This window comes from Streptococcus sp. HMSC078H12, from assembly GCF_001814615.1.
Taxonomy (GTDB): Bacteria; Bacillota; Bacilli; order Lactobacillales; family Streptococcaceae; genus Streptococcus; species Streptococcus salivarius_F.
In genome coordinates this window covers 1-12,234 of the sequence record NZ_KV817320.1, presented here as the reverse complement: position 1 = coordinate 12,234, position 12,234 = coordinate 1, and the positions used below count along the sequence as shown (strand labels likewise).

General features: G+C 41.2%; 10 protein-coding genes. 2 read left to right on the top strand and 8 right to left on the bottom strand.

Annotation, left to right across the window (positions count from 1 at the left end; genetic code table 11):
* Positions 1 to 9: 9 nt before the first annotated feature.
* The 8 genes from acpS to HMPREF2979_RS04395 form a co-directional block, all read right to left on the bottom strand.
* Entirely contained in the window at positions 10 to 363 is a 354-nt protein-coding gene (gene acpS, locus HMPREF2979_RS04430; RefSeq protein ID WP_014632616.1) for a holo-ACP synthase, read from the bottom strand.
* 5 nt (positions 364 to 368) lie between these two features.
* Positions 369 to 1,397 (bottom strand): 3-deoxy-7-phosphoheptulonate synthase, encoded by a 1,029-nt coding sequence (locus HMPREF2979_RS04425; protein WP_070655322.1) that lies wholly within the window; start codon positions 1,395 to 1,397, stop codon positions 369 to 371.
* 84 nt (positions 1,398 to 1,481) lie between these two features.
* Positions 1,482 to 2,513 (bottom strand): 3-deoxy-7-phosphoheptulonate synthase, encoded by a 1,032-nt coding sequence (locus HMPREF2979_RS04420; RefSeq protein ID WP_003094677.1) that lies wholly within the window; start codon positions 2,511 to 2,513, stop codon positions 1,482 to 1,484.
* Positions 2,514 to 2,532: 19 nt separating this feature from the next.
* Positions 2,533 to 5,082, bottom strand: coding sequence for a preprotein translocase subunit SecA (gene secA / locus HMPREF2979_RS04415; protein ID WP_049545353.1), 2,550 nt, complete (start codon positions 5,080 to 5,082; stop codon positions 2,533 to 2,535).
* 182 nt (positions 5,083 to 5,264) lie between these two features.
* Complete coding sequence (locus HMPREF2979_RS10070) at positions 5,265 to 5,609, bottom strand: hypothetical protein (RefSeq protein WP_083312367.1); 345 nt, start codon at positions 5,607 to 5,609, stop codon at positions 5,265 to 5,267.
* A 2-nt stretch (positions 5,610 to 5,611) separates the two neighbouring features.
* Positions 5,612 to 6,559 carry a mannose-6-phosphate isomerase, class I gene (manA, locus tag HMPREF2979_RS04405; protein WP_070655320.1) on the bottom strand — a complete coding sequence of 316 codons (948 nt, stop codon included), beginning with the start codon at positions 6,557 to 6,559 and terminating at the stop codon, positions 5,612 to 5,614.
* 65 nt (positions 6,560 to 6,624) lie between these two features.
* On the bottom strand, positions 6,625 to 7,518 hold the full coding sequence (gene scrK / locus HMPREF2979_RS04400; RefSeq protein ID WP_002884717.1) for a fructokinase ScrK: 894 nt from the start codon (positions 7,516 to 7,518) through the stop codon (positions 6,625 to 6,627).
* 180 nt (positions 7,519 to 7,698) lie between these two features.
* Positions 7,699 to 9,600, bottom strand: coding sequence for a sucrose-specific PTS transporter subunit IIBC (locus HMPREF2979_RS04395; RefSeq protein ID WP_070655318.1), 1,902 nt, complete (start codon positions 9,598 to 9,600; stop codon positions 7,699 to 7,701).
* A 189-nt stretch (positions 9,601 to 9,789) separates the two neighbouring features.
* On the opposite strand from HMPREF2979_RS04395, the gene HMPREF2979_RS04390 reads away from it, so the two are divergent.
* Both HMPREF2979_RS04390 and HMPREF2979_RS04385 read left to right on the top strand, forming a co-directional pair.
* Entirely contained in the window at positions 9,790 to 11,232 is a 1,443-nt protein-coding gene (locus HMPREF2979_RS04390; RefSeq protein WP_070655316.1) for a sucrose-6-phosphate hydrolase, read from the top strand.
* 8 nt (positions 11,233 to 11,240) lie between these two features.
* Positions 11,241 to 12,206: a LacI family DNA-binding transcriptional regulator gene (locus HMPREF2979_RS04385; protein ID WP_048674949.1), complete on the top strand. Its 966-nt coding sequence runs from the start codon at positions 11,241 to 11,243 to the stop codon at positions 12,204 to 12,206.
* The last annotated feature ends 28 nt before the right edge of the window (positions 12,207 to 12,234 follow it).

The following is a 12,234-nucleotide window of genomic DNA, read 5'->3' as shown; positions in this document are numbered from 1 at the left end:
ATCTATCTCTTAGTTTTTTTCTAAAATGACACTTGCCTGAACAAAATCACCGCTATGGGAAATCGAGATAAAGACATTGCCTTCAAAAGGCGACTGGGTCACCACTGGAGCTCCCTTGTCATTGGTCAAAATTTCAATATCCTTAAAGCCGACTGCTCCAATACCTGTACCCCAGGCCTTTGAAAATGCTTCCTTACCAGCCCAGCGACCTGCTAAATAGGACATCTGACGATTGCCAGAAAGGGATTCAAAACGCTCCCACTCTTTTGGTGTCAATACCTTTTTTGCAAAGCGTGGATTGCGGTCATAAGCCTTTTTAACTGCTGAAATTTCCTGCAAGTCTATACCATGTCCAAAAATCATAATTGTTACGAAAGTCGATTGTGGATTTCACGAATAAGGCTATCTGTCTTATCCCAACCAAGACATGGATCTGTGATTGATTTACCGTAAACTTCAGGTGTGTCTTGACGACCATCCTCAAGGTAAGACTCAATCATAAAGCCACGCACGGCATCCGCGATACGCTCATCCCACTCACGGTTAAGAAGGACTTCACGCACAATGCGAACTTGTTCCATGAAGTTTTTACCTGAGTTATCATGGTTAGTATCAACAAGAATAAATGGGTTTTCCAAATTAAATGCACTATACTTGTCCAAAGCCTTAACCAAGTCTTCGTAATGGTAGTTGACAATGTTCTGTCCATTTTCATTGTTGGCACCACGCAAGATAGCGTGAGCGAGTGGGTTACCATCTGTTTTAACTTCAGCGCCATTGTAAAGGAAATGCTGTTGGTTCTGCGCAGCATAGATACCATTAAACATGACATTCAAATTCCCTGACGTTGGGTTCTTCAAACCAATTGGCACATCAATACCTGAAGCTACAAAGCGGTGTTCTTGGTCCTCAACCGAACGTGCTCCAACAGCGTGGTAGCTAAGCAGGTCATCAAAGAAGGAAAGATTTGACGGATAAAGCATCTCATCAGCGATTGGGAGGCCTGTTTCAGTAATAATACGTGACTGAAGGTGGCGAACCGCCTTAACTCCAGCAAGAAGGTCTACATCACCCTCTGCGTCTGGTTGGTGGATAAGCCCCTTATAACCATCCCCATTAGTACGTGGTTTAGCTGTATAAACACGCATAACAATAAAGATTTTATCTTTCACTTCTTCCTGAAGTTTGGCCAAACGGTGAGCATAGTCAAGAACAGCTTCTTCATTATCAGACGAACATGGACCAATAACCAAGAGAATACGTTTGTCCTCACCCTTGATAATTTTTGCCAAAGCCTCATCATTAGCCTGTTTAGTTACTAGAGCGTCTCCCGTAAGAGCGTGTAATTTCCTTACCTCCGCTACATCAATCAGCGGACTATTTTGATGAATTCCCATTTATTTCCCTCTCTTTGTGAAAAGAGAGCGAACCGCTTGGTCATCCAAACGGTTCACTCCCCATATATGGTTTCTGTTACCTTATTATTTTGACAAAGTATCGTGGATTTCACGAATCAATTCTTCTGTCTTATCCCAACCAAGACATGGGTCAGTGATTGATTTACCATAGACATCTGGCGCATCTTGACGGCCATCTTCAAGGTAAGATTCAATCATGAAACCACGTGCAACTTTGTTGATTTTTTCATTCCAGTCACGGTTAATCAAGGTTTGACGAACGATACGGATTTGTTCCAAGTAACGTTTACCTGAGTTATCATGGTTTGTATCAATAACGATGAATGGATTTTCAAGGCCCATTTGTTCATAGTGTTCGATTGTTTCAAGAACATCATCATAGTAGAAGTTAGGCACGTTTTTACCATATTCATTCGTTGAACCACGAAGAATAACGTGTGCCAATGGGTTACCTGAAGTTTCAACTTCTTCACCGTTAAAGAGGAAGTTTTGTTTGTTTTGTGCAGCGTAGATACCATTAAACATGACGTTAAGGTTCCCTGATGTTGGGTTCTTCATACCAGTTGGAACATCAATACCTGATGCAACAAAACGGTGTTGTTGGTCTTCTACAGAACGTGCACCGATGGCAATATATGACACAAGGTCATCTACCAAAGGAAGGTTTTCTGGGTAAAGCATTTCATCAGCAGTTGTGATACCAGTTTCAGTGATAACACGGTAGTGAAGATTACGCACAGCCTTGATACCATTGATTAGGTTTGGTTTACCTTCAGCATCAGGTTGGTGTACAAGTCCTTTATAGCCATCACCATTTGTACGAGGTTTAGCTGTATAGACACGCATAACCATAAAGACTTTATCTTTAACTTCTTCTTGAAGTTTAGCCAAACGGTGAGCATAATCAAGAACAGCTTCTTCATTATCAGATGAACATGGACCGATAACCAAAAGCGTACGGTCATCTTCACCCTTGATGATTGCTTCAAGCTCTTTATCACGAGCTTGTTTCTTGGCAAGGGCTTCACCTGTTAATGTCGTTGATTCTTTAACTGCATCAAAATCAATTTTTTCACTTACTGCTTTAAAAACCATAATAATTACCTATTTTTTCCTAAAATTGTTTACGACCGTGACAATTTTTAAATTTCTTACCAGAGCCACATGGACAGAAGTCATTACGACCAACCTTACTAAAGTCAATTTCTTGACCATTAGCATCTGCTTGGTGGGCCTGGATATTGCCTGTTGCTGTTGTCGAAACACGTTCATTCACATTTTCACGAGATTGCTCATGAATTTGTGCTTTCATCATTGTACGTGTCACATCATATTCAATTGCCCCAATCATATCTTGGAACATCTTGAACCCTTCAGATTGATACTCAACGATTGGGTTGTTTTGTGCATAACCACGCAAACCAACGGCATTACGTAATTGATCTAGGGCATCGATGTGGTCCGTCCACTTGTTATCAACAACCATCAAAATCAAGACTTTTTGGAATTCGCGGATAGCTTCCTCTGAACGCAATTTCTTGATTTGACGATCATAAACATCATCTGCTAACTCATTCAAGTAAACTTTAATAGCGTCATAATTAACACTACGTTTCGTTACCTCTCCCACTTCTTGTAAATCTTCAAGTGAGATGGCATTCTCAGGAACCAAAGCCTGACGAGCAAAGTTCAAGATACCTTTAAGAGCTTCCTCTTGATCATTGCGACTGTGACCATCTACCGTACGGTTAATCGTACGCCTAATCATAGCCTTAATCTCAGGTTCAAGGTCACGTTCCGCTGTGATAACATCATAACGCTCAGCGTAGATGATTTCACGTTGTTCACGCATAACGTCATCGTACTGAAGGACTTGTTTACGAGTATCGTAGTTATTTCCTTCGACACGTTTTTGAGCCGCTTCCACTTGGCGTGTCAACATACGTGATTTGATAACAATATCTTCATCATCAGCATTCAAACGTTCCAAGACTTGTTTGATACGATCAGAACCGAAACGACGCATCAATTCGTCTTCAAGTGAAAGGTAGAATTGAGATTCCCCTGGGTCCCCTTGACGTCCCGCACGACCACGCAACTGGTTATCGATACGACGGCTTTCGTGACGCTCTGTACCAATGACACAGAGTCCACCAAGGTCAAGAACACCTTCACCAAGTTTGATGTCGGTACCACGACCGGCCATGTTGGTCGCAATCGTAACGGCACCACGTTGACCCGCATTCATGATAATATGCGCTTCTTTTTCGTGGTTTTTAGCATTAAGCACTTCATGAGGAATGCCTGCTTCAACCAACATCTTAGAAATCAAGTCAGATGTTTCAACGGCAACCGTACCAACAAGGACTGGCTGTCCCTTTTCATAACGACGTTTAACATCTTGTACCACAGCACGGAATTTAGCATCCAAGGTTGGGTAAAGAAGGTCGTCGTGGTCAATACGTTGAATTGGACGGTTAGTTGGAATCGGAATGATTCGCATGTTATAGATTTCACGGAATTCATCTTCCTCAGTCTTACCAGTACCAGTCATCCCTGACAATTTCTTGTACATACGGAACATATTTTGGTAAGTGATTGAGGCAGATGTCTTCGTTTCTTCTTGAACCGGTACACCTTCTTTTGCTTCAATGGCTTGGTGGAGTCCATCTGAGAAACGACGACCTTCCATGGTACGACCTGTAAATTGGTCGACGATAAGAATTTCTTGCTCAGGACTTACCACATAGTCAATATCATGCAACATGATGTAGTTGGCACGAAGGGCATTGTCAATATAGTGAGTCAAGGCAACATTGTCAATATCGTACAAGTTGTCCAAGTTAAAGAATTCTTCAGCCTTGTCAATACCTGAGTCATTCAAACCAATCGTTTTTGTTGGAATATCAATGGCATAATCATCCTCTGTCAAGGTCTTAACAAAGGCATCCGCACGGTGATATAACTGATTAGTTTCTGAACTTACAGGACCTGATACAATCAATGGTGTACGAGCTTCGTCGATAAGAACTGAGTCAACCTCATCGACCAAGGCATAGTTCAATGGACGTTGTACCATGTTTTCCTTACGAACAACCATGTTATCACGAAGATAGTCGAAACCTACCTCTGAGTTGGTTGAGTAAGTGATGTCACAGTTATAAGCTTCACGTTTTTCAGCTGGTGATTTGGCTGAAAGGTTAATCCCTACTGACAAACCAAGCCAACTATAAAGCTCACCCATTTCAGTCGCATCACGCTCTGAGAGGTATTCGTTAACGGTGATAACGTGCACACCTTCACCTGAAATAGCATTTAGGTAAACAGGCATTGTCGCAGTCAGGGTTTTCCCTTCCCCTGTACGCATCTCTGGTACATCACCATGGTGAAGAACAATACCACCCATGATTTGCACACGATATGGGAAAAGTCCAAGGACACGTTTTGCCCCTTCACGAACAACTGCAAATGCCTCTGGCAAGAGTTGGTCTAGGCTTTCTCCGTTTTGATATCGTTTTTTAAATTCTTCTGTTTTTGCCTGAAGTTCTTCATCTGAAAGAGCTGCCATTGCATCAGCATAGCTCTCGACTTTCTTGGCAGTTTTTTCTAGTTTCTTAATTTCGCCTTTATCATTTTCAATGATTTTGCGTAATATATTTGCCATCTTTTTTCCTTTCGACAGTCTTTATCTCCATATTTTACCACAAAAGCCCCCTTTAAACAAGAAATCACTCAAGGATTGACAAAGAAAAAAGCCCTAGTTTAAGGGCTTTCACAATGGATTCGCAAATAAAGTAAAACTTTTTTATTAGATTCACTGAAAATATCGACAATAATGCTTTAAAACTACTTCTTAGAGTTCTCTTGGCTCTCTAGGATATCCTCAAAATCATGCAAGAGATTTTCAAAAGCCTGTTCAAAGAAGGCATGGTCGGTGCCGCTATAGGCCTTCATTATCATAGGGCTAGCTTCAAAATCAACGTAGAATTGATAGTCCAAGACACCATTTTTCCAGTAAAATTTGATGCTAGGGGAGGCCGTTTTTTCACCGCACATCCCAGGAATGGCCCGTTGTAAGCCATAAATGTGATCTCCATAGTCTTTTAGACGATAGTAAGCTCCCTCAAAATAATAGGATTTGCCGATCTCAATACGCTCAAATAGTGCAGCTAAAACTTTTTCATTACTCATACTTAAGCCTCGTTAGGGTGACTGACAATCATCTCCAATTGTCCATCAATTTCCCAATCTGTCACATCATTTGGAAGAATGAAGTGATCACCTTTTTTTAGACAATAAATGCGTGAATCGATAGTCATAGTCCCATTGCCAGAAAGTACCGAACAAAGCAAATAAGGAGCTGATTGTTTGAAGTCAACCAAGCCACTGAGTTTCCATTTATATACGGTGAAGAAGGAGTTTGATGTCAAACAAGTCGACTCTAATTGCAAGGTCTTAACAGTTGTTGGAACGCTATTTTCTGGGTCCCCTAGATTCAAGACATCAAGAGACTGTTGAATATGAAGCTCACGTTTATTGCCCTGATCATCCTTACGATCAAAATCATAGACACGGTAAGTGGTGTCGCTAGATTGTTGAGTCTCTAAGATCAGGATACCTGGACCAATAGCATGCATGGTACCACTTGGTACAAAGAAAAAGTCACCTTTTTTAACAGGAGTTTTCGACAAAAGTCCGTCCCAATCACCTGCTTCAATTAAGGACGCTAATTCTTCCTTTGTCTTAGCCTTGTGACCATAAATAATCTCTGCACCCTCTTCAGCATCAATAATATACCAACATTCTGTCTTTCCTAGCTCACCTTCATGCTCTAGTCCATAAGCATCATCAGGGTGTACTTGTACTGAGAGCCAGTCATTAGCGTCCAAAATCTTGGTCAATAAAGGAAAAACACTAGTCTTGGGGTTCCCAAAAAGTTCTGGTTTATCCTTGTAAAGCTCTGCCAGGTGGAAACCAGCATATTTTCCATTTTTGATATAGGATACACCATTAGGATGGGCAGAAATTGCCCAGTATTCACCAGTGTGTTCACTGGGAATATCGTAACCAAACTCTGCCTTGAGGCGGTTCCCTCCCCAGATTTTCTCATGCATTGGTGAATCTAAAAATAAAGGTTCCATTACTTCCTCCTGTATAGAGCAAAACGCCTTAAGATTATCTCTTAAAGCGATTTTACATATTTTGTTTATTTGTTTGCATGCTTGTCAGCTACGTCTTTAGCAAGTGCGAAGTTACCAAGTGTTGCAGAGCCATTACCTGAAACAGCAGGTGTCACAATATACTCATTTACATCTGGTACTGGAAGGTAACCATTCAAAAGAGCTGTGAATTTTTCACGAACACGACGAAGCATGTGTTCTTGCCCCATAACACCACCACCAAAGACGATAACTTCAGGACGGTAAAGGACTGTTGCTTGGACAGCCGCTTGAGCAATGTAGTAAGCTTGAACATCCCAAACTTCAGAATGCTGATCAATCAATTCACCACGAATACCTGTACGAGCTTCGAGCGATGGTCCAGCAGCCAAACCTTCCAAACATCCACGGTGGAATGGACAAGTTCCGTTAAATTCATTAGAAACATCATTTGGATGAAGCGGTACATATACGTGACCAGCTTCAGTATGACCCATACCACCAATGAATTCACCATTTTGAATAGCACCGGCTCCGATACCTGTTCCGATAGTGTAGTAAACAAGGCTCTTAACACCTTTACGAACAAGTGTCTCACCATAAGCAGATGAGTTAACATCAGTCGTAAAGTAGAAAGGAACATTAAACTCTTTAGCAATCAAACCAAGAAGGTCAACATTTGACCAATGTGGTTTTGGTGTTGAAGTCACAAAACCATATGTTTCAGAGTTTGGATCAACATCAATTGGACCGAATGAACCAATAGCGATTCCAGCCAATTGGTCTTCATAACGTTTGAAAAATTCAATCGTACGATCAATTGTTTCATAAGGTGTAGTTGTTGGGAATTGAGTTTTTTCAACGACTTGGAATTTCTCATCACCGACAGCACAAACAAATTTTGTACCACCAGCTTCCAAGCTTCCGTATAGTTTAGCCATAGGTAAAGCTATCTCCTTTTATGATCAATAATAACTATTTATACTATTATAAAGAAAAGCTAGGCAAAAGACAATCTAAATGAGACCTTCTTTAAGGAGACACAGACTGCTCTGCTTCATACTTTTCTTTATGAGCCATTTAACTAAAAAAGCCGAATTGGCTTCGACTTTTTTAGCTTATTATTTAACTGCGATGAAGTCTGCACCTTCAGCAACTGAACCAGTCGCTACTGATGAAACATCTTCGAAGTCTGCAGTGTTTGTAACGATTACCATAGTTGTATCGTCAAGACCTGCTTCAGTGATTACTGAGCTATCGAAGGTAGCCAAAACATCACCTTTTTTAATACGTTGATTTGCTTGAACTTTAGCATCAAATCCTTTACCGTCAAGTGAGACAGTGTCGATACCGATGTGGATAAGCACTTCAGCACCTTTATCAGATTTAAGACCGTAAGCGTGACCTGTTGGGAAGGCGATTTGCACTTCACCATCAAATGGTGCGACTACTTGGTTACCTGAAGGTTTGATAGCGGCACCTTTCCCCATAGCTCCTGATGAGAAGACTGGGTCATTAACATTTTCCAAAGCTACAACTTCACCTTTAAGTGGTGCAGCGATTGTTTCAGCTTGCAATGCAACTGGAGTTGATTCTGCAGATGCAATATCTTCAGCAACAACTTCTTTTTGAGCTTCAACTTCTTCCTCTTTGTAACCGAAGATCCAAGTAAGAGCAAAACCAAGAGCAAGTGTTACAAGTACCATAAGAACATATTTAAGTACTTGACCGTTAAGGTAAAGAAGTGTACCAGGAACGATTGTTACACCAAATCCTGTACCAGCAAGGTTAAGGATTGATGCCAACCAACCACCAGCAGCACCGGCGATAAGACCCATGATAAATGGTTTACCGAAACGAAGGTTAACCCCAAAGATAGCTGGCTCAGTGATACCAAGTACCGCTGAAAGAGTTGCAGGGAAAGCAAGTGCTTTCAATTTAGCATCTTTAGTTTTAACACCCACTGCAAGTGTCGCACCAGCTTGGGCAGTCATAGCAGCTGTGATGATAGCGTTAAGTGGATCTTTACCAGTATTAGCAATGAGGTTAGCTTCAAGCAAGTTAAAGACGTGGTGAACCCCTGTAACGACGATAACTTGGTGAACTCCACCAAGGACAAGACCAGCAAGACCAAATGGCAAGTTAAGAATCCATTCTGTAGCAGCAAGAACATAGCTTTCAACAGTATGGAAGACAGGGCCAATGATAAAGAGGGCCAAAGCTGACATTACTGCGAAGACGATAAGTGGACGCAAGAGAAGGTCAAGAACGTCTGGAACCCATTTACGAACCCATTGCTCGAACTTAGCACCAAGCAAACCTACGAAGAAGGCTGGAAGCACTGAGTTTTGGTAACCTACTACTGGAATAAAATCAAAGAAGTAGATTGGTTTAGCAGCACCTGATGCAACATCCCAAGCGTTAGGAAGGGCGTTGTTAACCATCATCAAACCAAGAACCAAACCAAGAAGTGGTGAACCACCAAATACGTTAAAGGCCGACCAACAAATCAAGGCTGGGAAGAAGGCGAAGGCTGTATCTGTCAATACAACTGTGTAAGTATAGAAATCAGTAGCAGCAAAAGCTTTTGATGTTGTACCGAACAAACCAAGAACTGTATCGTTATTGATTGCTCCACGGATACCCATGAAAAGACCAGTCGCTACGATAGCTGGAAGCAATGGAACGAAAACGTCACCGAATGAACGGATAGCACGTTGGAACCAGTTCCCTTGTTTAGCAGCTTCTGCTTTTTGTTCGTCTTTAGATGCTGTTGGAAGACCTTGAGCAACGACTTCGTCGTAAATCTTGTTAACAGTACCTGTACCAAAAATCATTTGGTATTGACCTGAGTTGAAGAAAGCACCTTGAACTTTTTCAATGTTCTCAGCCTTTTCTTTATTGATTTTGTTTTCATCTTTAACCATCACACGTAGACGAGTCGCACAGTGAGCAACACTGTTGACGTTTTCACGTCCACCGAGGGCATCGATGACTTCTTTTGCAATTTGTTTGTTATCCATTTGCAAAATTCTCCTTAATAAAATTTGGTATGAAAGCGTTTAGCTTTTCTTTACGGTAACTATTTTAGCATCTTTCTGTCATATGTCAACCGTTTAGCATAATTTTTTGTTTTTTTATGATAAATCGTTGATTTTTCTAGGTAAAACGTTTACTATATTATTAACAAATAGATTAGGAGATTACTAAATATGAATCTACCAACAGAAGTTCGTTACCGTCCATACGCAGATTGGACAGACGAAGAAAAAACAAAGATTAGAGAAAATGTCGCTAAATCACCTTGGCGTGCAAGTTACCATATCGAACCAGAAACAGGGCTTCTTAATGATCCAAACGGTTTTTCTTACTTTAATGGTAAGTTCCAACTTTTCTACCAAAGTTGGCCATTTGGAGCTGCTCATGGTTTGAAACAATGGGTGCATACTGAAACTGAAGATTTGGTTCACTTTACAGAAACTGGTGTCAAACTCTTGCCAGACCATGAAAATGATAGCCACGGTGCCTACTCAGGTTCTGCTTATCAAATCGGTGATAAACTCTTTATCTTCTATACTGGGAACGTTCGTGATGAAAACTGGGTTCGTGACCCACGTCAAATCGGCGCTTGGATGGATAAAGACGGCAAAATCGAAAAATTCGACAAGGTTCTTATCAAACAACCTGCTGACGCTACTGGGCACTTCCGTGACCCTCAAATCTTCGATTACAAGGGACAATTCTACGCTATCGTAGGTGCTCAAAACCACGATAAACAAGGTTATATCAAACTTTACAAGGCAGTAGACAATGATGTCGAAAACTGGGTTGAGGTTGGTAATCTTGACTTTGGTGGCACTGGGTCAGAGTACATGGTTGAGTGTCCTAACCTTGTCTTTGTAGATGACAAACCTGTTCTTCTTTATAGCCCACAAGGTCTCGATAAAGCTGAACTTGACTACGGTAACATCTACCCTAACACTTATAAGATTTTCCAAGATTTCGACACAGAAAAACCTGCCCTCGTTGATGGCACACCAATTATCAACTTGGACTACGGATTTGAAGCATATGCAACTCAAGGCTTTAATACTCCAGATGGTCGTGCCCTTATTGTCAGCTGGATCGGTCTTCCAGATGTGGACTATCCAACTGACAAATACGACTACCAAGGGGCTATGAGCTTGGTTAAAGAATTGTCTATTAAAGATGGCAAACTCTACCAATATCCAGTCGAAGCCATTACAAGCTTACGTGCTAGCCAAGAAGATTTCTCTGAAAAAACGGCAACAACTAACACTTACGAGCTTGAACTTAACTTTGAAGCTAACACTCAAACAGAACTTGTCCTCTTCGCAGACCAAGAAGGAAATGGCTTGTCACTTACAGTTGATACTGAAAACGGAAAAGTTATCCTTGACCGTTCTAAAGCTGGTGAACAATATGCTACTGACTTTGGAACAAGTCGTGAATGTACACTTGATGCCGGTCAAGCTGCAACAGCAAACATCTTTGTAGATAACTCAATCGTTGAAATTTACTTCAACAAAGGTGAGAAAGTCTTCACTAGTCGTGTTTTCCCAAGTGCAGAACAAACTGGTATCAAAGTAACGTCAGGAAACGTTTCTGGACACTACTTCGACTTGAAATACTAAGGTGATTTATGGTCGCAAAGCTTACTGACGTTGCCGAACTGGCTGGTGTGAGCCCAACCACAGTTTCTCGCGTCATAAACAAAAAGGGCTACCTCTCACAGAAGACCATTGACAAAGTTCACGCTGCTATGCAAGAACTCAACTATAAACCTAATAATTTAGCTCGAGGTCTTCAAGGAAAGTCGGCCAAACTCGTTGGCTTGATTTTCCCAAATATTTCCAATGTATTTTATGCCGAACTTATTGAACGTCTTGAGGATGAACTCTTTAAGCAAGGTTATAAAACCATTATTTGTAATAGTGAGCATGATCCTAACAAGGAGAGGGACTATTTGGAGATGCTCGCCGCCAACCAATGTGACGGCATCATCTCATCTAGTCACAATCTTGGTATTGAGGATTATGAGAAGGTTGAAGCTCCCATCGTTGCCTTCGACCGTAATCTCGCCCCAAAGATTCCTATTGTTTCGTCTGACAACTTTGAAGGTGGCAAGTTAGCCGCAAGAGCTATGGTCAAGGCTGGCTGTCAACGCATTGTCATGATTACAGGCTATGATAATTCGGATTCTCCAACAGGACTTCGTCAACTAGGTTTTAATTATGAATTGGACAAGGAAGGTATTATTTGTCCTGTTCCAAACGATTTGTCTCTCATGCGACGAGAATTAGAAATCAAATCTATTATCTCTCGTGAAAAACCAGATGGCATCTTTGTTTCGGACGATTTAACAGCTATCTTGGTTATGAAGATAGCTAGACAATTGGGACTTTCTATCCCAGATGACCTAAAAATCATCGGTTATGACGGTACCGCCTTTATCCGTCACTTCTACCCAGAGTTAGCAACTATCCAACAACCTTTGGATGAAATTGCTAAACTTTGTGTCGAAATTCTTCTCAAGAAAATTAAAGGCAAAACAGTTAATCGTGATTATGTACTTCCAGTGAGTCTGATTGCTGGTAGCAGTATATAAATCATAACCACCCGTCTAACGGGTGGTT

Bases quoted from the DNA above. Each gene is read 5' to 3' on its own strand.
- acpS (WP_014632616.1), bottom strand. From the start codon at position 363: ATGATTTTTGGACATGGTATAGACTTGCAGGAAATTTCAGCAGTTAAA.
- HMPREF2979_RS04425 (WP_070655322.1), bottom strand. From the start codon at position 1,397: ATGGGAATTCATCAAAATAGTCCGCTGATTGATGTAGCGGAGGTAAGG.
- HMPREF2979_RS04420 (WP_003094677.1), bottom strand. From the start codon at position 2,513: ATGGTTTTTAAAGCAGTAAGTGAAAAAATTGATTTTGATGCAGTTAAA.
- secA (WP_049545353.1), bottom strand. From the start codon at position 5,082: ATGGCAAATATATTACGCAAAATCATTGAAAATGATAAAGGCGAAATT.
- HMPREF2979_RS10070 (WP_083312367.1), bottom strand. From the start codon at position 5,609: ATGAGTAATGAAAAAGTTTTAGCTGCACTATTTGAGCGTATTGAGATC.
- manA (WP_070655320.1), bottom strand. From the start codon at position 6,559: ATGGAACCTTTATTTTTAGATTCACCAATGCATGAGAAAATCTGGGGA.
- scrK (WP_002884717.1), bottom strand. From the start codon at position 7,518: ATGGCTAAACTATACGGAAGCTTGGAAGCTGGTGGTACAAAATTTGTT.
- HMPREF2979_RS04395 (WP_070655318.1), bottom strand. From the start codon at position 9,600: ATGGATAACAAACAAATTGCAAAAGAAGTCATCGATGCCCTCGGTGGA.
- HMPREF2979_RS04390 (WP_070655316.1), top strand. From the start codon at position 9,790: ATGAATCTACCAACAGAAGTTCGTTACCGTCCATACGCAGATTGGACA.
- HMPREF2979_RS04385 (WP_048674949.1), top strand. From the start codon at position 11,241: ATGGTCGCAAAGCTTACTGACGTTGCCGAACTGGCTGGTGTGAGCCCA.